Genomic DNA, 23,257 nt, shown 5'->3' with positions numbered 1-23,257 from the left:
AAAAAGTAAACGGACAAATATAACCTCAGTTGCGATCGCAATAGCAATCTTTTAGAAAACAATCGCTACATTGTGTGCATCTACATTCTAAGATATGTCTAAAAAAAGTAGTTCAAGTCACATATAATTACCTAAAAACCCCGAAAAATTTGTAAAAAAAATTCTATGATTAAATCACGCCAAATAATTTAAGGATGCAAAAAATTGTCAAGGCTTTTTTGTAGCTTTTTTAGTCAGGGCTGGCTGCTATGCATACAAGGCAGCCGATATTGACTTCCAAAGCTGAATGGTGTGAAAAAATATCATACTGAATTAGAGTCAGTGAGTAATGACTATAGATGAACTAGTATTGCTACTAAAAGCCAGTCAAGCAACCGGTTTAACGACGCTCCAAGAATTGATATTGCGTTCTTCGTGGCAAGGAAAAACCTACACCAATATAGCTAGTGAAGCGCACTACGGCGAGGAACGTGTCAAGAAAGTCGCTGCTCATTTATGGCAAGTACTGAGTAATTTTTGCAAAGAACCAATACATAAATCCAACTTTCGCCAGACTCTAGAAAATCACCCTTTTAGCGAAGCGCATCAGCAGTTAATTAAGGAATTCAACCGAGCCGCCACAGCGATATCCTTAGAATTCCCTACTGGCCCAGTATCTCTTAATTCCAGATTTTACATCCCTCGCCCGCCAATTGAAGAACTCGCTTACGCAGAAATGGCTGAACCTGGGAGTGTAATTTGCATCAAATCACCCAAAAAGATGGGGAAAAGCTCTTTGATTCTCCGGTTGCTTGCACACGCTAACAAGCAAGGCTTTCGCACCGTAACTTTGGACTTTCAGCAAGCAGACAAAGCAGTATTTGCCAGTTTGGATAAATTTTTGCGCTGGTTCTGTGCCAATGTTAGTCGGGAGTTACAGCTAGAAACAAAACTCAATGATTATTGGGATGAAGATATGGGTAGCAAAGTCAGCTGCTCTATCTATTTCCAAAAATATTTACTGTCTGCGCTCTCAAGTCCTCTAATTTTAGTATTAAATGAGGTGGATTGGGTATTTGAGTATCAGGAAATTACTGGAGAATTGTTACCATTGGTGCGATCGTGGCATGAACAAGCCAAAAGGGTAGAAATTTGGCAAAAATTGCGTCTGGTTCTGGTTTATTCGACGGAAATTCTTGTTCCCATAAAACTAACTCAATCGCCATTTAATATTGGTTTGACAATTAATTTACCTCCCTTTACGAAAGAGCAGGTGCAGGATTTAGCACAACGTCATGGCTTGGATTGGACAGATGGTAAAGATGCCGATAGTTTGATGGCAATGGTGGGAGGAAATCCTTATTTGGTGCGATTGGCATTGTATCAGCTTGTAGGTAAAGGCGGATTAAAAGGGGATTTAGGGCAATTATTGCAACAAGCACCCACAGAAGCCGGAATCTATAACCAGTCTCTAAGGCAGTATTTATTAGCACTTCGAGATGAGCCAGAATTGGGAGATGCTTTTTATGAAGTGATTAATACTACTTATGTTAAATTAGAGCCAAGATTGGCATATAAATTACAAAGTATAGGGCTAATTAATTTAGAAGGCGATCGCAGTACTCCTGCGTGTGAATTATATCGGTTATATTTCCAACAATATCTCAAAAAAAGTGAGCATTTCAACAATACTCATGTTGAACGGTTGAGGCAAGAAAATCAACAGTTTCTCTTCCTCTCTAGTTTAGATGAACTAACTCAATTAGTTAATCGCCACTACTTTGAAAGCTACCTACAAATTGAGTGGCAAAATTTCGCTAGTCAAAACACTCCAATATCACTGATTTTGTGCGATATCGACTATTTTAAAATTTACAATAAAACTTATGGTAGATCGGCGGGAGATGAGTGTTTACGACAAATCGCTAATACTATCTGTAACTGTGTAAGGCACTCACTAAGTAATAGCAGTTTATCATCCAGTGAGAATATGAATCATTCAACTGGCAGTGCTTTTGTGAGTTCCCAAATTCGAGACGAAAGCAGTAAAATGTTAGTGGCTCGTTATGGTGGTGAAGAATTTGCCATTCTTGCTCAAATAGATGTTACTGCTGCAATGGATATTGCCGAACATATTCGAGAGCAAGTAAAAGCTTTAGGGATTAAATGCGAGTATCCTAACATTGGTGGTTTACCTGCTGCTGTTTTAACTGTGAGTGTAGGGGTGGCAAGCGTGATTCCGCTAATAGGAATTGAACCTAATACTTTAGTTAATGCTGCTGAAGAAGCACTCTATCAAGCCAAAAGAAAAGGACGCGATCGCGTTGTAGTTTAATCTAAAAATTAGAATTAAATAAAGAAATTGAAATTGATTAATCAGGCGATTTTCTTCAAGATATTCTGCAAGTGCAAGAATAAAAATAGGGATTGACAAAACTTTTTGTTGTCGATGAAACTTCCATCACCACCTTGGGAATAATAAATCATGCTTGAGAAATATTTGTAATAAATCTCAGCAGATTAGGTGTGTTTACTATCGGCAATTAAAGGAACAATTTGTTAATGAAAGTGACTTCATCAGGGATTAAGCTAGGTTTTGCAGCTATTAGCAGCAGTTGTCTCGCAGCAGTAGCGATCGCTATGAGTGGAGCAAGTGCAATTGCTGCTCAATTCATCACAATTGAAAGCACTGGTACATTATCAGGAACTATCGAACTTCCCAGAAATAATCCCAATTTCAATAACAGTATTACTCGTATTGATACGGATGATACTGGAACTTATTACCGGAACTTAGGTACTAATAATAATCCTAATTATGTTCCTGTATACCAGTCAGACTATTTAAAGGTAGAAACACGCTCCGATGGAAGTCTGCATTACTTTGTTGACTTTAAAGGTATTCCGATTGTCTCGTTTAATGGTGTTCTGACATCGCCGGTGCTTTCTGGTGGTCAGTTGACTGCCTTCCTCTACCAGGGACAATTGCCAGGAACTACATTTCAAGGAGTAGTTCAAGACGAATTTAATCTCACAAAAGCTTTCTATACTGGTACTGTCACCGACCCAGACACCGGAAAGAAGTATCAAGGTACTTTTGAAGTGAGTGGATATGGGGAGCGATATAGTAATCCCAATGGTAATTTAACTCCCACGGTCTTTGATTTCCAGTCTGATATCCCAGGTTTGCCAGGTGTAACATCCTTGACCATAACTAATGCTAGTTTGGCAAATCTAAGAATCATAGTACCTATAAATGAAACTTCTATTCCAGAACCCGCTAGCCTTTTTGGAACTCTGATGGTAGCAAGTTTTGGTATCGTTCTGAAAAGAAGAAAAGACAGCGGACTTAGGAAGACGTTTTAAAACTGAAAGCCTGTTATAAAAAAGCTCACAAGGTTTAAGCTGAATTGTAAGAATCAGTGCCTTGTGAGCAAATAATCTTAGATAATAAGCACTAAAGTCCTTACTACGAACTTATTTATCTATCAATTTAAAATAAGCCAGACTTTTGTAAATCTGGCTGAGTTTAATCAATCATCTATACGCAGTAGCTTGCGGTAAAACGGTTGTGAAAAATCGGTTATACGATAACGTTTATAGTTGTCCATAAGTTCAATTAAAAAATTAATAAACTCGAAACTAGCCATCATCAGTTCATAACTCAGGTCAGCATTGCCATCAAACTGAATTCGGCAACGGGTTAAGTCTGAGGGTAAAGTAGCAACATTCCAGGAGGCGACAAAGGGGACATGTTCGCTGGCTTCTATCTTGCGATGTCCCTCCAAGACCCCTTTTTGATAAAGACTGATGGCATAGGGTAAGAAATTGCGCCTAGCGCCCTGAACATAAGGTAAGTAAACACTGGCTTGTTGTTGAGTTGCAGGCTGGAGTTGCTCAATAGACATAGTTAAATATTCCTCAAGTTAATTAGCAACTGGGGATATTAGTGGATGTTAGTAGTATTCCCCAAAGATGTGTCTAAAGCACATAGTGGTTAGTGAAGAAGGGAATAGGGTAGAGGTTACAGGGTACAGATTATTCCCTATCACCTGTCACCTCTCCCTAATCCCAATACCAATGCCCCATGCCTCCTAATAAATGAAGTTACTACTAAGAAATATTAAAATTTCGGTTACAATGATGCTGCATTAACTGTTATCGAATCTGGGAACGACAACACTAAAAATGCCTACTGTAAAGTGGTGGATGCCGTTATTGCAGTTTTTCCCAACAAAAAGCTGCTGCTACCTTGCTATTACTTTACCCAAACCGGAGTTCTCATTGGAGAAAGTCCGACTCTACAAGCTTCCTGCCGAAGTGGCTATCAAAGGAATCAAGCTTCTGTCTAAGAGTAGTAAACGCGGTTAATATGAGGTAATTACGCACAGTGACGGTGACAACAAAGGTAGTCCCAGCGGCTTTTGGCTTAGGGATAGCGGGTATTGCAGTTTGCCCATTCCGATTAATATCGGGAAAAGTAGCTTAGGGATATTTGTCCGTAAAATTACTAACTGTAGACAAATAGTGGTTTTTGAATCAAGCAACCTAACCTATGCCAGCGAATTCCTGGCCCGAAGAAGATTCTTATCAAGAGCTCGATCCGCTCAACTCCTTATTGTCTGACCTATCAGTAGATGAGGAGTCAGTGTTAGAGACAGATTCTATGTCTCTACCATCCCGGTTTCAAGGTCGTAGAGGCAAAGCAGCTCTAGTCTTGACTATCGTCTGGAGTGGCACGATCGCTCTACATTTAGTTTCTTGGGCTTCAATTTTTATTCTAGGACTAACCACCATTCTAGGATTTCATGCTTTGGTGGTAGTGTTTACTAAATCCCGTCGCTATCCAAAAGAAATACAGGGAGATTTACCTTCTGTTTCTGTACTAGTGGCTGCGAAAAATGAGGAAGCGGTAATTGCTAAATTAGTCACAAATCTTTGTAATCTGGAATATCCAGGTGGGCAGTACGAAATTTGGATAATTGACGATCGCAGCAGTGATAGCACGCCACATTTATTAGCGGAACTCGCACAGAAACACGACCAACTGAAAGTACTAAGGCGTTCAGCAGAAGCTACTGGTGGCAAATCGGGGGCGTTGAATCAGGTATTGCCGCTGACAAAGGGCGACATTATCGCAGTATTTGATGCTGATGCCCAAGTAACACCAGACTTGCTGCAACAGGTAATACCTTTATTTCAAAGAGAAAACGTGGGGGCGGTGCAGGTGCGAAAAGCGATCGCCAACGCTAAAGACAACTTTTGGACTAAGGGTCAAATGGCAGAAATGGCACTTGATACCTGGTTCCAGCAACAGCGAACTGCCCTTGGTGGCATTGGCGAACTGCGGGGCAATGGTCAATTTGTCCGGCGTTCCGCCTTGGAAAGCTGCGGTGGCTGGAATGAAGAAACCATTACCGATGATTTGGATTTGACAATCCGCTTACATTTGGATAAATGGGATATTGAGTGTGTTTTCCATCCAGCGGTGCAAGAAGAAGGAGTGACAAGTGCAGTTTCACTCTGGCATCAGCGCAACCGTTGGGCAGAAGGCGGTTATCAGCGCTATTTGGATTATTGGGATTTAATTCTCAAAAACCGGATGGGAACGCGTAAAAGCTGGGATTTGCTGATTTTTATGCTGATTATGTATATCTTACCCACAGCAGCAGTCCCAGATTTATTAATGGCGATCGCTCGTCATCGCCCACCAATGTTAAGTCCCATCACTGGTTTGTCTATTTCTATGTCGATGGTAGGGATGTTTACAGGTCTGAAGCGGGTACGTCAAGATCAAAAATTCCCACTTTCTACATATCTTACGATGCTGGTGCAAACCCTGCGTGGCAGTTTATATATGTTGCACTGGTTAGTCGTCATGAGCAGTACTACTGCCCGGATGTCGGTCAGACCAAAGCGCCTGAAATGGGTAAAAACCTTGCATACAGGGAATGGGGAATAGCCCCTTTGGGGAATTAAAAATTAAAAATTAAAAATGCAAAATTATTTTTGATAATTTTGCATTTTTTTATTCATCATCCACGTCTGCTTCTTCTACCCATTCTGGTGTAGTTATGGAATCGGAGAATTCTGGGAAATCATCTGCAAAACGGATAATTTGCCCATTGAAAAATTCTGCTACACGTTGAGCTGCGATCGCTACTTCATCAACTTCCCAATCGGGTGCAGGTGTTCGCTGTGGCGATGGAGGCAAAGTTTGCACCCCATTTCCGTTTGCTCCATTTCCATTTGCCCCATTTCCATTTGTCCCATTTCCATTTCTTGCTGTCGTCGGCTCGGTTTTTAGTGGTGGTGCGGATGCTGGTGCTGGCGATGGAGGCGAAATTTGCTGGTTGTAACTGGGAGTTGGTGGTTGCTGAACGCGAGTAGAGTCCTTTGGCAGAGGAGCTTTCTTAGCTGAGGTAGCAGTTACAGAGCTTATTTGTTCCAGATTTACCTGAACTTCACTCCCAAAAGTCTTCTGGAAAGCTGTCTTCATCATCGGGAGATCGGATTTAAGTGTTTCATACCACTTAGCTCCTTTGACAGCAATACGCGCTACAGTACCGTTAAACTCTATTAGCTGGCACATTTGCCCCAGTAAAGCTTGCCTGGAAGGCATCGGAAAATTAGCACGCACCTGTTGCCAAATCTGAGTTAAGTCATATTCTTCTTCCCCAACAACTTCTGAAGTTACTGGTTCAATGTTCGCAGGTGGCACAGGAATAGCAACAGGTTCTGGAGTTGGTGGTGAAACTGATTTAGCAACAGAATTTTGATTTGTTTGCTGTTCAACTGGGGGAGATGAAGTGACGGGCTGATTTTGGGCAGCGGCTTGATGATTGGCAGATGCAGAATTATGATTTGTTTGCGGTTCAGCTAAAGGTACAGAAGAGACTGGGTGATTTTGGGCAACGACTGGAGGATAGCTTGGAGATACAGCAGGTGTATTAACTCGCGGCGCGAAACTTGGGGCTTGTGGCTGAATATTCGTCGTCGCACTGGGTAACAATCCTAGTAATGTTACCTCCAACCACAAACGCGGCTGGGTGGTATTTTTAATTTGTACTTCCGCTTCTCGCAAGTGTTTCTGTCCCGCCAAAATCACGCTCATATCGAAGTATTGAGCAAACTCAACCAACGCTGTCCAAGTTTGCTGAGTACAAGCAACTAAATCGTGGCGGTGAGGTGCTGTTTTAGCAATCAGTAAGTCGCGGTAAAAAGCAGCGAGATTTTGCAGAATAGTTAGGGGTTCTCGACCACGATCTAGGATGTAGTGAGTACAGTCTAGAACTGCTTCCGGTTTATCTTGAGCGATCGCATTTAAAAGCGCTAACAAGTCCTGTTCGCTTACCGTCCCCACCAAATCCCAAACTCGCTCTGGTGTGACTTCACCCGCTAATAAACCCAATTGATCGAGTAGACTTTCGGCATCCCGCAACCCTCCCTGAGAAAGTTGGGCTACCAGGGTGACAGCATCATGTGAAATATGAATGTTTTCATAAGAAGCGATCGCACTTAAATGCTTCACCATCGCCTCTAACTGAATGCGTCTAAAATCAAACCTTTGACAGCGCGAAATAATCGTTGGTAACACCCGTTGCGGGTCTGTTGTCGCCAATACAAAAACCACATGTCTCGGTGGTTCCTCTAGGGTCTTTAGTAGCGCATTGAATGCCTGAGTACTGAGCATGTGGCATTCATCAATAACATAAACCTTGTAGCGACACTGCACAGGAGCAAACTGGGCTTTTTCAATCAACTCACGGATATTATCGACACCAGTGTTACTAGCGGCGTCTATTTCAATTACGTCTAAGGCGTAGCCCTTGGTGATCCCCTGACAAACCTCACACACGCCGCAGGGTTCAGCCGTGGGCTTATCGCCTTTGAGACAATTGAGGGATTTAGCCAAAATTCGGGCACTAGAAGTTTTCCCCGTACCTCTTGGCCCAGTGAATAAGTAGGCAGGGGCGATTTTGGATGTGCCGATCGCGTTCGTGAGGGTGGTCGCGATCGCCTCTTGACCCACCAGTTCAGCAAAACTCTTGGGGCGATATTTGTGGTGCAGGGGTTCGTAAGACATGGAAAAATAGACTTCAATGCCTTTCAACGTGAATTAGTAGCACCGAGTCGAGTTTAGGATTCAATAATTTTAAACTCTCGTACCTGGCTTTATTTATTGATGTTGCCATAGCCCTTGCACTCAACTAATGCCATAAATTTTGGCATTCAGGAAAGCAAGCAACCAAAGCTTATCCTTTACTATGATTTCAACATCAATGTATCGGAATTATAGCATATCATTTAGTACATTTGTTCTATTTAAGAAGACTGGGAAGCAGAGGAGAATAACTCTTGACAAATGACAAATGACTAATGACTAATGACTATACGTTTTATTGACTGAACTAACGCCATAGTCCAGTGCGATCGCTACAATTTTATAGATAAAGTAAAACTCGATGGTGCAGCAGATGCTCAAGCGGCTATTTCAATGGCTCAAAAAGCTTTTTCAGAGCTTGTTTGGTGGAAAACAGACTACCTCAAAATCTAGGGGAAATGTGGAAAAAGAACCAGCACCACCCTTGAGCGATACGGATCTGGAATTTCTCTTCAACGAACTGTTGCAAGGAGTACATCAAGCACGAGGGGAAGCATGGGCACAGAAGTGGCTGCATAATATCGAACATCGCATCACAACTCAAGACTGGGTTGAGTGGTTAGGGCGCTTTGGCGACAGATTGCTCGCATCTCCAACACCCAATAATGAAATGGCTGCGCGGTTAGTGCAATTGGGTGAGTTAAAAGTCGGAGAAATTGGAGATGTTGCCTATAATATCGGGATGCAATTGTTGACACGTAATGAAGGCGAACCAGTTTGGGAATATGAAGGGCCAGATGCTTTTAGCACTCCTTTGCCATCTGAGGTAGCTGCCCCAGTATCAGAGTCGGCAGATGCGTCAGAGAACCTCTCAGAGGGAGAATACCAAACTGTCACCCTAGAACAGTTGTTTGTAATGTTACAGGAGGATGAAAATTTACGTCAGCAAATTGCTCAACAGCTTGCCGTTGAAACAGACGATCCACAAGTGCTTGTCCAGGCATTAATTAGTCAGTTATATCCTGACGGTCAATCGACTACAGAGCAAACTGAAAATTAACTGCTTGCCAGAGTCAAATTCAAGAGTTAAACCTGGGAATTGTAACGTTGTAATGCTATGCTCTTGAAGATTTGTATATTTTTTGCTAACCTGCTACGGAAGCGCTGTCCGAATCTAATGGATTTTTACGTAATTGATGATTTTTTTAACACAACGATGGCTACAATCTAGAAAAACAAAATCCAAGAGTGTGGCAGATGCTCAGGCGGATATCGCAGTCGCTTAAAAGGTTTTTAAAGCGCCTCATTGCAAGTAAACAGAATAGTTCTCTCAAGGGTGCGAGAGGACGCAATCTGGTGGGGGTACTACCAGAACTAACCAATGCGGATCTGGAACAATTGTTTATCCAATTGTTAGAAGGCGTGCATCAAGCACGAGGACGACAGTGGGCATTGAGGTATCTGCAACGGATCGAAAGTCGCATTCCGGCTGAACGTTGGATAGACTGGTTGGTGATGTTTGGTGAAAGCTTGCTAGCTTCACCTACACCAAATCCTCTTTTAGCAACACAAATGGTGCAATTGGGGGAACTTGGTGTTGGCAGAATTGGAGAAGTTGCTTATGACATTGGCATTCGGCTAATGCAAAACTTACCTACAGAAATAGAAGATTACCCTGACAATCAGGCACAAGATGATCTAGAAATCACTCCTGGGCAAGAACTGATCCGCGATTTGGGCGAACAGTTATGGGAGCATGATGAGCCAGATGTAATAGAAACTACTCCTGGACAAGAACTGATCCGCGATTTGGGCGAACAGTTATGGGAGTATGATGAGCCAGATGTGGTAGAAACTACAACCGATGAAGAAATTCTCCCCACTCCTCCCGGACAAGAGCTAATCCTTAGCTTTGGCGAACAATTATGGGAATATGATGACCCAGATGTTGAACCAATAACGTCAGCACCTCAAACTGCCTCTTTTGAGGAGAGATTGCCCGAAAACTTCGAGGAACTGGTATCAGAATATGAAAGGGAAGAGGCCCAAACCACAATACCAGAAAATATCCCCCTCCCGGCAGCAGAAGATACAATCAGCTTGTTAACTCAACTTCGGTTCGACGAAGAAGTTGTTCAAATTACGACACCAGCACATCTCCTTTCCACTAGACAAAGGACTGAATTAGCAACGTCTCCCTCGGTGGAAACCTGGGATAACACTTTGACGAATTTAGAGCCGAATGTGGCAAATACTTTAGATGAGTTGTGGGTGAGGTTGGATCAAAGTACCAATTTAGTCCAGCAACTTGCTTCTGATTTGGCTGTTCAAAGCAGTAATTCCCCTGGTATTATTGAGCGGCATAGTGATAATCCGATTACCCACGCTCAAGGGTGGTTTTACCAAGGTCTTCAGCAAGCGAAAACAGGCGATTTGCTAGGCGCGATCGCATCTTATGACCAAGCCATTGAAATGCAACCCGAATTTTCCGAATATTGGTTTAATCGAGGCTTAACGCTGTTCCATTTAGAACGTTTTGATGAAGCGATCGCGTCTTATGAAACAGCCATAGAATTGAAGCCAGACTTCTACAAAGCTTGGTACAACCGGGGTGGAACTCTCGGAGAATTAGGATACTTTGAAGAAGCGATCGCTTCTTTTGACAAAGCTATAGAAATCAAGCCAGACTATCAAGAAGCGTGGTCTAGCAAGGGTTTGGCACTGCTGAAATTAGGTTGGCTACCAGAAGCTATTGCTAGTTATGACCAAGCGCTGCAACTCGAACCAGAAGACCAGGAAAACTGGTATCACCGAGGCATAGCCCTAGCTGTCAGCGAACAATTTGCCGAGGCGATTATATCTTACGACAGAGCTATAGAAATTAACCCAGAGTACCATGAAGTTTGGATAGACAGGGGTGTAGTGCTGTTTAATTTAGGAAGATGGTCAGAAGCGATCGCCTCCTGGGATAAAGCACTTTCAGTTCAAGCTGATTTCTACTTAGCGTGGTATAACCGAGGTATAGCATTAGACAACTTAGGACGGAGAGAAGAAGCGATCGCCTCCTATCGGCAAGCGATCGCGATTAAACCCGACTTCCACTTAGCTTGGTATAATCAGGCAATAGCACTGGTTCATTTAGAACAGTATGCTGATGCGATCGTTTGTTATGACAACGCTTTGCAAATTAAACAAGACTATTGGGAAGCTTGGATTGGTCGGGGAACTGCGATCGGTCATTTAGTTAATTATGACGAATTACTGAATTTGTCGAGTAGTATCATCGCGACAAATCCTGCCTTACAACAGGGCGGCTACGAAGGAAGATTAGCCAGCTACGAAGAAGGGTTAAAGCATCTGCGGACAGATACCCATCCAGAAGGTTGGGGTAGATTGCATTTTGCGATCGCTAATACTTACTACGAAGAAGGTAAAAAACATACCAATACCCGCGATTATTGGCGCAAAGCTGCATCTGAGTACCATCAAGCGCTGTTGACCCTGACATTAGAGTATTTTCCCCAGTTGCATTTAGAGGTTTTACAATCTCTAAGCAAAGTGTTGATGGGTTTGGGACAAACCACACAAGTTCAAGAATTGCTGCAACGTGGGACAGATTTATTGCGACAATTACTGAGTGAAGAAACTCGCTCAGATGAAAGTAAAAAACAACTAGCTTTAAAATTTGTCGGCTTCGATCAATTGGCAGTTGACTTAGCTGTTGAGTCGGGTGATTTAGTAGAAGCTTGGGAAATTGCCGAACAAGGTAAAAATGCTTGTTTAAACTGGCTGCTTTCTGGTTGGAATCATAATATTTACTCGCCTTATTATGGCGCAATTCAACAACTATTCAATCCCACAACAGCAATTATTTACTGGCATATTAGTCCAGTCGCCCTACAAACATTTATTCTCAAAGACCAAGCGCCATCACCAATTCTCCTGTTTACACCCATGCAAGATACTGGGGTAATACCTTTGGGCGAAGACGCTATTCGTCTCAATGAATTGCCTCTACCCGAAGCAGTACAACGTCTAATTGAATTTGAAACTTGGCTAGAAGATTGGCATCAACAATACCAAGAATATCGCAGCACAGCCCATGACAAAGAAAGTAAAAGTCACCATTCTTGGCGAGTTGAGATGGAAGAGAAACTGTTGCAACTGTATGAAATCCTAAATATTTCCACAATTGCACAGGAACTCGAAGGCATCACCCAACTAGTCTTAATTCCTCACCGTGACTTGTACAGATTGCCCATTCATACACTTTTCCATCTTTCTTCGCCCTCACCAGAAGAGTTACCCAATGTAGAATCAAATTTCAGCGTCACCTATCTACCTAGTGCCCAAATAGGTTTATCAATCAGAACCGAGGATATTTGGCAGTGGCAAAATAAGTTCTTGCTCAGTGTTGAACATCCTGAAACTACAGGTTATCCCACACTGAAATTTGCCAAACTGGAGTCTGAAATTGTTAGTCAGATGTTCAATAATATCCAACGAATTCAGGGGGTAGAAGCTACGAAAAGTATTGTTGAAAATGCCTTATCTGATAATTATAATATCTTGCATTTTACGGGTCATGCCACTAATAATTTAGCTGAACCTAAAAAATCAGAATTAGCATTAGCAGGTGAAGACAGACTTACTCTAGATGAAATCTGCCAACAACATCTAGATAGTTACAACCTTATTACCCTCTCTGCCTGTGAAAATTTAAGTACTAACAACTACACCATCAGCAGCGAATATGTGAGTTTAGTCAGTGGTTTTGTAACTCAGGGTATACCTCATGTAGTGAGTACTCTCTGGAGTGTGGAATCTTCCGCTAGTGCCTTGGTGATGATCGAGTTTTATCGACGATTACAGCCCAATAAATCAGCCGTTACTGCTTTAGCCGAAGCAACACGATGGCTAAAAGAACTAACTGCTGGAGAACTGACAAAATGGTATGAAGATATTTTGAATAATCTGCATCCAGAAGAAGTAAGAATTCAAACTTATTTAGCGACACAACTATATAGAAATAGTAAAATGGCATCAGATAAAATTCTTTATAACCATCCTTACTACTGGGCAGCATTCACGATTACGGGTAAGCCGAATTAATCTTTTGAAACTTCTATTCCAGCCATAAAATTAGCTAGATACTTATTTTTAGCTTCACTTTTCTAAAAGTTCAATAACCTCAGTAAAATGGTCTAATTATATACAAAAATTGTATTAATTCACTGTGGTCTGAAAGTTTATGGCAGGAGTGAAGATTAAAAATAAATATGAAATCAGAAACCAGAAATATATTACTTAAAGCTTACGCAGAACTACATAAGATAATTGAAGAGTTATATGAAGCTCATGATAGAGCAATAGAGAACAATGATTTTGACGATGCTAGTTTGTTGGCTAGTCGAGCAGATAGACTTTATGAAGAAGTCGAAAATTTAGAAATCATCATCTCAGAATTGGAGTAGAAATGAAAACAATTGAAGAATTAAAAACTCGGATTAAAGAACTCAGTAGTCAAACTGTAAAATTTAGCAAAAAAGCAACTGAAGTGTGTTTGACGGATCGGGAACAAGCTAAACAGTTCAGACAACAAGCTAAAGAAGCTAGTAAACGTTGTCAGCTATTGATACAAGAATTAAAACGGCAATAGGTTTAAAATAATTCGTACTGAGGGGTTTATTATGCCAGATATTCGGTTTGATAAATACTATCGTTATGAAGACTTAACGCGCATTCTACACAGTTATGCGAAGGAATTTCCCCAACTAGTACGCATAGAAAGCATTGGTAAAAGTTACGAAGGACGTGACATCTGGCTATTGACAGTTAGCAACTTTGCCACTGGCGCACATCAAGAAAAACCTGCTCTCTGGGTTGATGGCAACATTCACGCCACCGAACTAGCACTATCAAGTGTTTGTTTATACCTATTGCAAACATTAGTTACAGCTTACGGTACTCACCCAGAGTTTACCCGTTGTTTAGATACCCGCACCTTCTACATTTGCCCCCGTGTTAATCCTGATGGTGCTGAGTTGGCATTGGCTGACAAACCGAAATTTATTCGCTCCGGTACTCGTCCCTATCCCCATGATGAGGAAGGTAATGACGGGTTAGTGATGGAAGATATCGATGACGATGGTCGGATTTTACTGATGCGAATCCCCGATGCTAATGGGGCTTGGAAGGTCTCTTCTACTGAACCACGCTTGCTGGTACGACGCGAACCAACAGAAACAGGTGGACAGTATTATCGCGTACTACCAGAAGGAAATATAGAAAATTATGATGGAGTTCAGATTAAAATTCAGCCTTCTAAGGAAGGGCTAGATTTAAACCGGAATTTTCCATTTTTGTGGCGGCAAGAATCTGAGCAATCGGGGGCTGGCCCTTATCCTACATCTGAAACAGAAGTGCGTAGGCGTAGCCCGTCGTAGACATCGCTAGTTCAATTTATCACTACACATTCTAATATTACAGGAGCGATCGCATTTCACACTTTCAGCGGTGTTCTCATCCGTCCCTACACCCACCTCAGCGATGGTGAATTCCCGGTCAATGACCTCCGCACCTATCAACGCATTGGCGCTAAAGGCACTGAACTTACTCAATACCCAGCCATCTCTGCTTTTCATGATTTCCGCTACGACCCCAAAGACGTAATTACAGGTACATTCGACGACTGGGCTTATGAATACCAAGGTTTATTTACCTGGACAGTAGAAGTCTGGAGTCCGCAGCGCCAAGCTGGAATTAATGATTATAAATACATCGATTGGCAGCGAGAACACCCCATAGAAGATGACCTGAAGTTGCTGCGTTGGAGCGATGAAAAACTTGCAGGTAAGGGCTATATAGATTGGTATCCCTTCGAGCATCCCCAACTCGGTCAGATTGAACTAGGCGGCTGGGATACCATGTACGCTTGGACAAATCCACCCCCTGAGTTTCTGGAGAAAGAAATAGCCCTCTTCCCAGAATGGCTGGTTTGGCATCTATTAATATCTCCTCGTTTAGAGATTTACGAAGCCAGTGTCCACAGCTTGGGTGATGATACTTATCGGGTGCAATTAGTTGTGCATAATACAGGCTGGTTGCCCACTAATGTCACCCAAAAAGCTTTAGAAAAAAAGCTGGTGCGGGGCTGTATCTGTGAAATTGAACTGCCTTCTGGGGGAACTTTGGTAACAGGTAAACCCCGTGAAGAGTTAGGTCAATTAGAGGGACGAGCCTACAAGCCTTCAACTCCCATTAGACGGCACAGCGATCCTACCAAGGATCGAGCAAAAGTGGAATGGGTGGTGCGTGCGCCTCAAGGTAGTACAGTTAAACTGCTAGCCCGTCATGAACGCGCTGGAGTTGCTCGCACTGAATTGGCATTCCCATAATTTTGACATTTGAAATTGTCAAAAATTCCCTTAATAAGTAAGTTAGCACAATAAAACTAAACTATGTGAACAGAGATAAACTAGACTAAAACTTTCTTTCCTCCTGCCTCCGGTCGCTGAGCGTAGCCGTTGGCGTTCGCGTTAGCGTCTCTGAAAGAGAAGCCTCTCGTAGAGAAGTGCTGCCTCCTGCCTTATCGCAACGATAAATTTTTACGTCGATTTACAGCTTTGTCTAAACCGATAATTACCGTTCGCCTAATTACACGCGACGAACTTCCCCAACTTTTGGCTTTATATAAGCATCTAAATCCTGTTGATGCACCTTTACCTGCTGATGATGTTTTACAATCTATCTGGGATGAGATTTTACACGATCCCCGTTTGTATTACGTTGTGCTTGATGTTGATAACCAGCTAGTAGCAACATGTAATTTAACCATTGTTCCCAACTTAACGCGTGCCGCACGTCCATACGGCATTATTGAAAATGTTGTCACCCATCTAGATTTTCGACAACAAGGATTTGGTACAAAAGTGCTACATTATGCCTTAGCATTAGCATGGCAGCAACAGTGCTATAAAGTGATGCTTCTAAGTGGCTCAAAAAACGAGGAGACGTTGTACTTCTATGAAAAAGCAGGATTCAAGCGTGGACTAAAAACTGGATTTGTTGCCCTACCTCCAGAGGAGTTGTGAGCAAAATTGCATAGATTAGCCAGCTTTCAAAAAGCCTAGTTTATTTTTGGGTTCGCTTTTATAAAATAGTCTTTTGTAAAAAAATAATTCCTAGCCAAAAATCTTGGCGCAATCAGGCTCTAAATTTTTGATTGCGATCGCGAATTTTCAGTCTAGTATTTGAAAATTTACCATCAAGGACAACTATCTAAAGAGTGAAAGTTTTTCTTCAAAATCCAGCCCTGAGTTAGTTGTATAATTTCGATCAAAGATTAATAATACATCATATCGCCAAGAGGCATTTTATTTCTTAAATCTTGCTAAAGATCATGATACATTAAGTTTGACGGCATGAACCCTCGTCGGCAATTATAAAGAGATGGCTATTAAAGGCCAATTATTTTACTGCTTGACTGCAATTTTAGAACTGATAAAATCGCCTACCTGCATTAATTATCTTTATTGTTGCAACAGAAGAGATGACCACAGTATGCCTGCTTCTCTTTAGTGCGATCTGCGGTTCTTTAAAAAACAAATAGGAATCCGATACTACATGTGGTAAACATTTAGATAAATGTTATGAGATATCAGAGCAGCTACTCATAATGTCCCACATTTGAACTTTCCAGAGTTAATGGGTTTCATTTTTGGTTTCCATATCAAGGCGAACCAAGTAATCATCTGGATATCTATATTCACTTAACCTTGCATCCAATATTTTCCAATAGTCAACCCAAGAAATTGAAAAGAGGATATTTCCATGTCTAGTTTGTTTCGTTGGTCATCAACAAAGGTTACTTTGCTAGTTCTGGGAATGACAGCTGCTACAATAACCCCCATCATAATTTCTGCCCCAGCTTCATCTCAAACTCCTGTTCCATCTGCGACACCATCACCTGCGACACCATCGCCGACTTCAACAGTTAACCTGTCTGATGTTTCCTCAGATTATTGGGCGCGTCCCTTCATTCAAGCCCTAGCTGAGAATAACGTGATTAGTGGGTTTCCTGATGGCACTTATAGACCAAATCAGCCTGTGACCCGTGCTGAATTTGCTGCCTTGATTCAAAAAGCTTTCAGTAACCAAAACCGAGTCCGGCAATTAAGTGCGGGTGGATTTAGTGATGTTCCTGCTAACTACTGGGCAGCTGCTGCAATTCAAAACGCCTACGAAACTGGATTTTTGGCAGGCTATCCTGGGAACGTGTTTAGACCAAATCAAGAAATTCCGAGAGTACAGGGGATCGTTGCTTTAAGCAGTGGCTTAGGTTTAACTGGTGGCGATACAAGTACTCTCACTACTTACTACAACGATGCCTCAGCTATCCCAGAGTATGCTGTTGGCAGTGTGGCAGCAGCGACAGTAAGTAATCTTGTTGTCAACTACCCGGATGTAAAACAACTCAATCCGCAACAGTCTTTGACTCGTGCTGAAGCAGCAGCACTTTTATATCAAGCTTTAGTTAAACAGGGACGGGTGCAACCCATTGCTAGCAATCTTCCAGCTAGTCAGTATGTTGTAGCTGGAACTCCTACAAGTACTGATATTGTCTCCCTAGCGGCATCCAGTAGTTCTTTTACAACTCTGACCTCTTTATTAAAGACAGCCGGTCTAGCAGATATTCTTCAACAGCCTGGACCTTATACAGTCTTCGCTCCCACCAATGACGCATTTGCTGCTTTGCCTGCTGCTACCTTACAGCAGTTAGAGCAACCAGAAAACAGAGAAGCGTTAGTTAAGATTTTGAGATATCATGTGGTTCCCGGTGCGGTAACTGCTAGTCAACTCTCAGCAGGGGAATTGACAACCGATGAAGGAAGACCTGTAAATATTAAAATCGATTCCGCTAACAGTCAAGTCTCGGTGAATAATGCCAGAGTTCTCCAGGCGGATGTGAAAGCTAGCAATGGTGTTATCCATGCAATTAACCAAGTCCTGATTCCGCCTGATGTTAACATCAGTCAGTTAAATCAGCCATCAACAGGAAGTACAACACCTGATGTTAACGTAGGTAGAAGTACTCGTGGTGGCAGAAGCTATATCGGAGTTGGTGGTAACATTGGTTTGAGCGGCGATGATACAGCTCTGAGCGACACTAACTTTACAGTGATCAGCAAACTTGGTCTGACAAACTATCTATCAGTTCGACCATCGGTAATCTTTGGGGACGATACAATATTTCTAGTTCCCGTAACTTTAGATTTTTCTCCTCGCAGAGCAGGTTCAGTGGGTGAAAGAACCTATAGTATATCTCCTTACATCGGTGCTGGTATAGCAATTGAAGCTAATGCTGATACTGATATTGGATTACTGTTAACAGGTGGTGTAGACATTCCTCTCGGTTCTAGACTTACGCTAACAGGTGGTGTCAATGCTGCTTTTGTAGATGATACTGATGTCGGACTGCAATTAGGAATTGGCTATAACTTCAGGTAAATAGAAGTAGAACATACAATAAGGGCGCACAGTTAGTTGTGCGCTCTTGCTGTGTTAAGGTCGCTTGATTGCTAAAGTAAGTCCATCGGCGATGGGGACAAGGGAGAGGGTAATGCGTTCGTCATGATGTAACTTCTCGTTCAGCGCTCGGATTGCTTGGGTGCTTTCATCTTGATTTTGCTCATCAGCTACTTGTCCAGACCATAAAACATTATCGATCGCAATCAATCCACCTGGACGAACTAATTGCAGCGATCGCTCATAATATCCATCATAATTTTCTTTATCAGCATCAATAAAGGCAAAATCAAAAGTTTCGGCTTGCCCAGTTGCTAATAACCGATCTAAAGTTTCCAAAGCTGGTGCTAATTGTAGATCGATTTTATCGGCAACCCCAGCTTCTTGCCAATACCGCCGAGCGATCGCAGTAAATTCTTCACTCACATCACAAGCGATAATCTTGCCATCAGGCGGTAGTGCCAAAGCTACAGAAAGTGAGCTATAACCCGTAAACACTCCAACTTCTAGGGTTTTCTTCGCTCCAATTAACTGTACCAGAAGGCTCATAAACTGCCCTTGTTCTGGTGAAATCTGCATTCCACTCCGAGGATGATTGGCGGTTTCTTGGCGCAACTTTTCAAGAATTTCTGGCTCTCGTAGCGAAACGGATAAAAGATAATTGTAGAGTTGATTATCAAGACCTATAGACTGTTTTGGCATGGTAGATGAGAGAATTGAGAGAATCTACAGTTATACTATCGCTGATAAGTGGAATCTCAGGAATAACATGGTGCGGTTAGTTTTGACAGCAATATTGCTGGTGCTAGTGACAGCTTGTGGCAGTATTGGACTGCTACCAACTAGCGATTTAGTGCAAAAAGCGATCGCACTTGGGCTAGAACAAACTCAACAAAAACTTAGCCAACAGTTGGATTTAGATTTTCAAGGATTTGAAATCAAGCGGCTATCAATTACCCAGGAACAACCCCTGACGATTGACAATTTACCAGCTTTCCACGTGCGGGGAACCTACGACTTGATTGTTAAGCTACCAAAACGACGCTTGACGCAACCACAAAAACCCTTTGATGTTTACCTGCAAATTCAGCAAGAAGGTAAAACTTGGCGATTGCTGCTTCCAGAAAAAGGTAGTAAGGATACTCAATCAATTTGGCGTAGTTATCTCATCCAATAGTGACGGAGAAAGGTTTAAATTGTCTCATTCTTTTCCCAAACTACAGGTTAAATTTTGTATATTCTATACCGTCATCTTCTGCAAGAATTACAAAATCGAAGGATTCAACTAATGCTTGTATTGCACCAGTTCCACCATAGGGATAGCTAAAGGGTTCAAACTCCAGTCTAGCTCTGTCGGCAGAAACCATCCTACAAGCAATTAATTGATATTCACCATTTTGAAAAGCATCAAACATAGAATAAAAGTCCCAAGGAGTTTCGAGGCTAGGATCTGTCCACCTTTGTTCCACAGGAGTTGCGAACCAGCGACGGAAATGTTCAGTCTCTTCCTCTTCACTAGGCCACCAAAAATGTGATAAAGCTTGGCGATCAAAAAAAATTAGCCAATCTTCTTCATTACGCCAAGAATCGTTGTCTTTATCTTTTTTAATTTCGTTGAAAACTTCACAAAGAGCATTGAATCTTTTGGAATCATCTACTTGAAACTCTACAAAGTAGTATTCCATTATTTCTCCCTTCTTTTATTATGTGCAACTAGAAAAACCATCACAAATCTATTTGTATAATTGAGAACCACTAGCCATAATCGAGGTGATAGTTTCATCGGAGACAGGGTAAGATGTATATCAACTTTTTCATCAGTTCCATTGTTGGAATTGTGGTTCCGGTGCTAGTGGCTTTTGGCTTACTGCAATGGTTGCACATACCTACAGGTAACTTTCTTGATTGGGTGATTGGTGGTGCAAGTTTTTGGTGGCTGTTGGTAATTGTTACCGTACCGTGGAATGTGCATTTTCAAGCCAAAGAAGTCTTAGCAGAAGCAGCACAATCAACTGAGAAAGGAATTCCAGTTGATGAGAAACAAGTGAAGTATGTCACATTGTTGGCAAAGCGATCGCTCTGGGTTGCTATTGCTTTACACTTATTCTCAGCCGTTGGTCTTTATACCCTTGCTGTCACTGGTATTAGTACGGTTGGATATATAAGTTCTGGTGCAGCTTTGTTATTAACAATTCTGCGTCCCGCGATTCGCGCTTATGAGTATTTATATGCGCGGTTAGCGATGATTCGCCAAGAATGGAAGTATCCGCGCGAAGATATTTTTGAACTGCGCGATCGCTTCTCTATATTGGAACAAAAAATCCAGTCATTGGAAGATCAGCTTAATCCTGAACAACCCTATTCCTTACCCGCAACTCAACAACGTTTTGCCGAAGAAACTCGCAGAGATTTAGCCCGAATTGCGGCTAATTTAGAAGAATTACGGGCGACAAATCAAACGGAACATGAGCGTTTGGGGAGAGAAGCCAGAAATGCGATCGCGCAACTTTCCACCGACGGGCAATTTCTGGATCATGTCCGCGAAATTATCCGATTTTTTAAGACCGCTTGATTATTGCTTTAATAACTGACCAAATTTTAAGTTTTGGATTGTGATAGTGAATATTCATCATCCAAAATTTAAAAAATGTCTTCAAAAAGGGTTAACTATACTCTACAAACAAAAGGAAAAGTTTGATATAAGTTGCAGTAGTTCGGTATGCAATGTTTCTATATGTTATAAAAAAGGAAAGAATTGCAAATGTTGGATTCTCTTCTCTTGTTTTTTATATTAGCCACAATTATTCCTTTTTTTATTGCTCAGATTATGCCGAACAGCAAGTGGCTAATAGGTTATGCTATTTGTTTTGGAACTTTTGCTATTTCTCAGTATTATAATCACTTAACAACGCCAATCGAGCAACGAGGAAATGGTTTTGTTTACGCCTGGGCAATGCTTGCGAATTATTTAATTAATACATCAGGAACTGTGGGAATAATCGACAGGGCTATTGTATTATACTTTAAGTCAAGAGGGTATAAAATCAATATATGGTTCATAGTTAATATAATTTTTCTTGATTGGATGCTTGTTTACATAGCAGTATTGATAGTTAACATTCCTAAATAAATAGGCATTATTAAACAGAAAACAAGGATTATCAGGACTAAAGTCCTTACTACAAACTTTAATTGATTTACATCTAACGACTTAGTGAGTATCCCTTCATTTCCACTAATTTAAAATCCACTATTGAGGCTCATCGTGTACCTAACTAGAACAGGAAAGGCTATAGTAAAGCTTACATAACTTCAGGAGTACTCACAGTGAATCAGATACAACTGACTTTAACTATTGGTTACTTGTTAATGTCATGCTATTTTTTAACCAATTGGTTAATATTTTCCCTACATCATCCCACTTCCACTGCCGATGATAAATTTTTATCGGTTGTGATGTTTTTAGTTACAGCTATCTTCTGGCCTTTGATGATTCCTATGTCTTGTTTAGAAATGGTTCAACAAAAGCGAATAGACTTTAGTAAAATGATTCCTGTTCTGTTAGCAATATTTGTATTTAGTATTTCATATTATTTGACCGAATAATTCATAATTAATCTTCAGGAATTGCATATATATAAAGAGAAGCCGAAGTGTTAACTTATAACCCTCCGGCTTCTTTGTGTACAACTACCTTAACTTCTTAGGCAGTCTATTTATTAGATTTGGAATTTTCTAACGGCGTCTGCTGCCAAAACCAGTTGAGCGGCGGGGTGCTGAACTACGTCCACTACCAAAACCACTGCCAGAATTGCGTCTGGGTGAGGTGGCTCTGCCAGAAGGTTGCAAGGTGCTGCCACCAAAACCAGAACCAGAAGGACGGTTATTACCTGTAGTGCTACGCGGTGTATTGCGTATATTTGTATTTCCAGGATATGACCTTCTAATTGTTCCTGTATTACGGAACGCAGTGCGATTTCTCACTGCTGCGGGTTGCGTGTTGTACCGAGTTTGGTAACTTTGAACTGCTTGGCCATAGCTTCCACCATATCCACCAAAGCCACTTAATCCTTGTCCTGATTGATAAACAGGGGGTACATAATACTGGGGTCTAAACAACATACTACCAATTGCCTGTCCCGCCAAGCTACCAGCCACAGACCCAGCAAATGGTGCCCAGAAGCTATTTTCTCGACGGACTACAACCGTCTCTTGTTGTCCTGTTTGGGGATTGGTTTTATTTTCGGTAACGTTGTGAACATACTCAAGTTTAAAGTCTTCTGTCAGATATAAAATCGGTTGCCCTTTTTCTACCTTCAGATAGGTTTTTTTACCCTGCTTGATTTCATCATCAGTTAACCGTGCCATTTGCAAATTTTCGGTTGCAAAGGTTGGGGGCTTACTGTTTAGTAAAAACAGGTTGTACTCACCAGTTGCATCGTCATAAGTCGCTTGTTGTATTTGATACTCACCATCACTCAACTTTGTATTAGTAGAAGTTTGGCTAACGTTCTTAGCTGGAGGAGTACTTTGGTTCTCGCCACCACAAGCAACAGTTGTGATACACAAACTCAGAGCTAAAAAAACGGCTGTAAATTTACGTACTATGGTCATGATCATTGGATTATTGTCCTATCTCTGAGCTTA

The 23,257-nt window shown here is 41.6% G+C and carries 19 protein-coding genes and 1 pseudogene; 15 read left to right on the top strand and 5 right to left on the bottom strand.

Features of this window, described 5'->3' with window-relative positions; all coding sequences use genetic code 11:
* Nucleotides 1–328: 328 nt before the first annotated feature.
* On the top strand, nt 329–2,314 hold the full coding sequence (locus tag V7K53_RS08655) for an AAA-like domain-containing protein (protein ID WP_335197132.1): 1,986 nt from the start codon (nt 329–331) through the stop codon (nt 2,312–2,314).
* 227 nt (nt 2,315–2,541) lie between these two features.
* Nucleotides 2,542–3,345 (top strand): PEP-CTERM sorting domain-containing protein, encoded by an 804-nt coding sequence (locus tag V7K53_RS08650; RefSeq protein ID WP_335197131.1) that lies wholly within the window; start codon nt 2,542–2,544, stop codon nt 3,343–3,345.
* A gap of 167 nt (nt 3,346–3,512) precedes the next feature.
* Here the strand turns inward: V7K53_RS08650 and ebsA are convergent, their stop codons facing one another.
* Nucleotides 3,513–3,887, bottom strand: coding sequence for a type IV pilus biogenesis protein EbsA (gene ebsA / locus V7K53_RS08645; RefSeq protein ID WP_289797664.1), 375 nt, complete (start codon nt 3,885–3,887; stop codon nt 3,513–3,515).
* Nucleotides 3,888–4,181: 294 nt separating this feature from the next.
* On the opposite strand from ebsA, the gene V7K53_RS08640 reads away from it, so the two are divergent.
* Both V7K53_RS08640 and V7K53_RS08635 read left to right on the top strand, forming a co-directional pair.
* Entirely contained in the window at nt 4,182–4,331 is a 150-nt protein-coding gene (locus V7K53_RS08640; RefSeq protein ID WP_335197130.1) for a hypothetical protein, read from the top strand.
* Nucleotides 4,332–4,534: 203 nt separating this feature from the next.
* Nucleotides 4,535–5,941, top strand: a complete 1,407-nt coding sequence (locus V7K53_RS08635) for a glycosyltransferase (RefSeq protein ID WP_335197128.1) — start codon at nt 4,535–4,537, stop codon at nt 5,939–5,941.
* Nucleotides 5,942–6,007: 66 nt separating this feature from the next.
* On the opposite strand, the gene V7K53_RS08630 is transcribed toward V7K53_RS08635, so the two are convergent.
* Nucleotides 6,008–8,065 carry a DNA polymerase III subunit gamma/tau gene (locus tag V7K53_RS08630; protein ID WP_335197127.1) on the bottom strand — a complete coding sequence of 686 codons (2,058 nt, stop codon included), beginning with the start codon at nt 8,063–8,065 and terminating at the stop codon, nt 6,008–6,010.
* A gap of 379 nt (nt 8,066–8,444) precedes the next feature.
* On the opposite strand from V7K53_RS08630, the gene V7K53_RS08625 reads away from it, so the two are divergent.
* The 8 genes and pseudogenes from V7K53_RS08625 (at nt 8,445) to V7K53_RS08590 (ending at nt 18,592) form a co-directional block, all read left to right on the top strand.
* Complete coding sequence (locus tag V7K53_RS08625) at nt 8,445–9,143, top strand: hypothetical protein (protein WP_335197126.1); 699 nt, start codon at nt 8,445–8,447, stop codon at nt 9,141–9,143.
* Between the two features lie 197 nt (nt 9,144–9,340).
* Complete coding sequence (locus V7K53_RS08620) at nt 9,341–13,195, top strand: CHAT domain-containing protein (RefSeq protein WP_335197125.1); 3,855 nt, start codon at nt 9,341–9,343, stop codon at nt 13,193–13,195.
* A 167-nt stretch (nt 13,196–13,362) separates the two neighbouring features.
* Nucleotides 13,363–13,557 carry a hypothetical protein gene (locus tag V7K53_RS08615; RefSeq protein ID WP_179065490.1) on the top strand — a complete coding sequence of 65 codons (195 nt, stop codon included), beginning with the start codon at nt 13,363–13,365 and terminating at the stop codon, nt 13,555–13,557.
* Nucleotides 13,558–13,559: 2 nt separating this feature from the next.
* Nucleotides 13,560–13,742, top strand: coding sequence for a hypothetical protein (locus V7K53_RS08610; protein WP_335197124.1), 183 nt, complete (start codon nt 13,560–13,562; stop codon nt 13,740–13,742).
* A 31-nt stretch (nt 13,743–13,773) separates the two neighbouring features.
* A pseudogene (locus V7K53_RS08605) lies at nt 13,774–14,775 on the top strand (M14 family metallopeptidase); the annotation flags it as partial.
* Nucleotides 14,776–14,904: 129 nt separating this feature from the next.
* Nucleotides 14,905–15,480, top strand: coding sequence for a hypothetical protein (locus V7K53_RS08600; RefSeq protein WP_335197248.1), 576 nt, complete (start codon nt 14,905–14,907; stop codon nt 15,478–15,480).
* 228 nt (nt 15,481–15,708) lie between these two features.
* Complete coding sequence (locus V7K53_RS08595; RefSeq protein ID WP_335197123.1) at nt 15,709–16,176, top strand: GNAT family N-acetyltransferase; 468 nt, start codon at nt 15,709–15,711, stop codon at nt 16,174–16,176.
* A gap of 739 nt (nt 16,177–16,915) precedes the next feature.
* Nucleotides 16,916–18,592 (top strand): fasciclin domain-containing protein, encoded by a 1,677-nt coding sequence (locus V7K53_RS08590; protein WP_335197122.1) that lies wholly within the window; start codon nt 16,916–16,918, stop codon nt 18,590–18,592.
* Between the two features lie 54 nt (nt 18,593–18,646).
* Here the strand turns inward: V7K53_RS08590 and V7K53_RS08585 are convergent, their stop codons facing one another.
* On the bottom strand, nt 18,647–19,312 hold the full coding sequence (locus V7K53_RS08585; protein WP_335197121.1) for a class I SAM-dependent methyltransferase: 666 nt from the start codon (nt 19,310–19,312) through the stop codon (nt 18,647–18,649).
* Nucleotides 19,313–19,379: 67 nt separating this feature from the next.
* On the opposite strand from V7K53_RS08585, the gene V7K53_RS08580 reads away from it, so the two are divergent.
* A complete protein-coding gene (locus V7K53_RS08580) occupies nt 19,380–19,787 on the top strand; it encodes a hypothetical protein (RefSeq protein WP_335197243.1) in 408 nt (135 codons plus the stop codon).
* 40 nt (nt 19,788–19,827) lie between these two features.
* Here V7K53_RS08580 and V7K53_RS08575 read toward each other — a convergent pair whose 3' ends face one another.
* Complete coding sequence (locus tag V7K53_RS08575) at nt 19,828–20,295, bottom strand: hypothetical protein (RefSeq protein WP_335197120.1); 468 nt, start codon at nt 20,293–20,295, stop codon at nt 19,828–19,830.
* Between the two features lie 113 nt (nt 20,296–20,408).
* Between V7K53_RS08575 and V7K53_RS08570 the strand changes: the two genes are divergently transcribed.
* Together V7K53_RS08570 and V7K53_RS08565 are read left to right on the top strand one after the other, a co-directional pair.
* Complete coding sequence (locus V7K53_RS08570) at nt 20,409–21,182, top strand: hypothetical protein (RefSeq protein WP_335197119.1); 774 nt, start codon at nt 20,409–20,411, stop codon at nt 21,180–21,182.
* A gap of 189 nt (nt 21,183–21,371) precedes the next feature.
* The gene (locus V7K53_RS08565) at nt 21,372–21,740 is read left to right on the top strand and encodes a hypothetical protein (RefSeq protein WP_335197118.1); all 369 of its coding nucleotides are present in this window, start codon (nt 21,372–21,374) and stop codon (nt 21,738–21,740) included.
* Nucleotides 21,741–22,345: 605 nt separating this feature from the next.
* Here the strand turns inward: V7K53_RS08565 and V7K53_RS08560 are convergent.
* Nucleotides 22,346–23,230, bottom strand: coding sequence for a hypothetical protein (locus tag V7K53_RS08560; protein WP_335197117.1), 885 nt, complete (start codon nt 23,228–23,230; stop codon nt 22,346–22,348).
* Nucleotides 23,231–23,257 lie beyond the last annotated feature (27 nt).

Origin of the sequence: Nostoc sp., assembly GCF_036917355.1 — a bacterium.
In the GTDB taxonomy this organism is placed as follows: domain Bacteria; phylum Cyanobacteriota; class Cyanobacteriia; order Cyanobacteriales; family Nostocaceae; genus Nostoc.
The sequence above is the reverse complement of the archived record's forward strand: the minus strand, read 5'-3'. Positions and strand labels throughout refer to the sequence as shown.

What these genes read in the sequence shown, in the direction of transcription:
- V7K53_RS08655 (WP_335197132.1), top strand. Translation starts at nt 329, where the DNA reads ATGACTATAGATGAACTAGTATTGCTACTAAAAGCCAGTCAAGCAACC.
- V7K53_RS08650 (WP_335197131.1), top strand. Translation starts at nt 2,542, where the DNA reads ATGAAAGTGACTTCATCAGGGATTAAGCTAGGTTTTGCAGCTATTAGC.
- ebsA (WP_289797664.1), bottom strand. Translation starts at nt 3,887, where the DNA reads ATGTCTATTGAGCAACTCCAGCCTGCAACTCAACAACAAGCCAGTGTT.
- V7K53_RS08635 (WP_335197128.1), top strand. Translation starts at nt 4,535, where the DNA reads ATGCCAGCGAATTCCTGGCCCGAAGAAGATTCTTATCAAGAGCTCGAT.
- V7K53_RS08630 (WP_335197127.1), bottom strand. Translation starts at nt 8,065, where the DNA reads ATGTCTTACGAACCCCTGCACCACAAATATCGCCCCAAGAGTTTTGCT.
- V7K53_RS08625 (WP_335197126.1), top strand. Translation starts at nt 8,445, where the DNA reads ATGGTGCAGCAGATGCTCAAGCGGCTATTTCAATGGCTCAAAAAGCTT.
- V7K53_RS08620 (WP_335197125.1), top strand. Translation starts at nt 9,341, where the DNA reads ATGCTCAGGCGGATATCGCAGTCGCTTAAAAGGTTTTTAAAGCGCCTC.
- V7K53_RS08615 (WP_179065490.1), top strand. Translation starts at nt 13,363, where the DNA reads ATGAAATCAGAAACCAGAAATATATTACTTAAAGCTTACGCAGAACTA.
- V7K53_RS08610 (WP_335197124.1), top strand. Translation starts at nt 13,560, where the DNA reads ATGAAAACAATTGAAGAATTAAAAACTCGGATTAAAGAACTCAGTAGT.
- V7K53_RS08590 (WP_335197122.1), top strand. Translation starts at nt 16,916, where the DNA reads ATGTCTAGTTTGTTTCGTTGGTCATCAACAAAGGTTACTTTGCTAGTT.
- V7K53_RS08585 (WP_335197121.1), bottom strand. Translation starts at nt 19,312, where the DNA reads ATGCCAAAACAGTCTATAGGTCTTGATAATCAACTCTACAATTATCTT.
- V7K53_RS08580 (WP_335197243.1), top strand. Translation starts at nt 19,380, where the DNA reads ATGGTGCGGTTAGTTTTGACAGCAATATTGCTGGTGCTAGTGACAGCT.
- V7K53_RS08575 (WP_335197120.1), bottom strand. Translation starts at nt 20,295, where the DNA reads ATGGAATACTACTTTGTAGAGTTTCAAGTAGATGATTCCAAAAGATTC.
- V7K53_RS08570 (WP_335197119.1), top strand. Translation starts at nt 20,409, where the DNA reads ATGTATATCAACTTTTTCATCAGTTCCATTGTTGGAATTGTGGTTCCG.
- V7K53_RS08565 (WP_335197118.1), top strand. Translation starts at nt 21,372, where the DNA reads ATGTTGGATTCTCTTCTCTTGTTTTTTATATTAGCCACAATTATTCCT.
- V7K53_RS08560 (WP_335197117.1), bottom strand. Translation starts at nt 23,230, where the DNA reads ATGATCATGACCATAGTACGTAAATTTACAGCCGTTTTTTTAGCTCTG.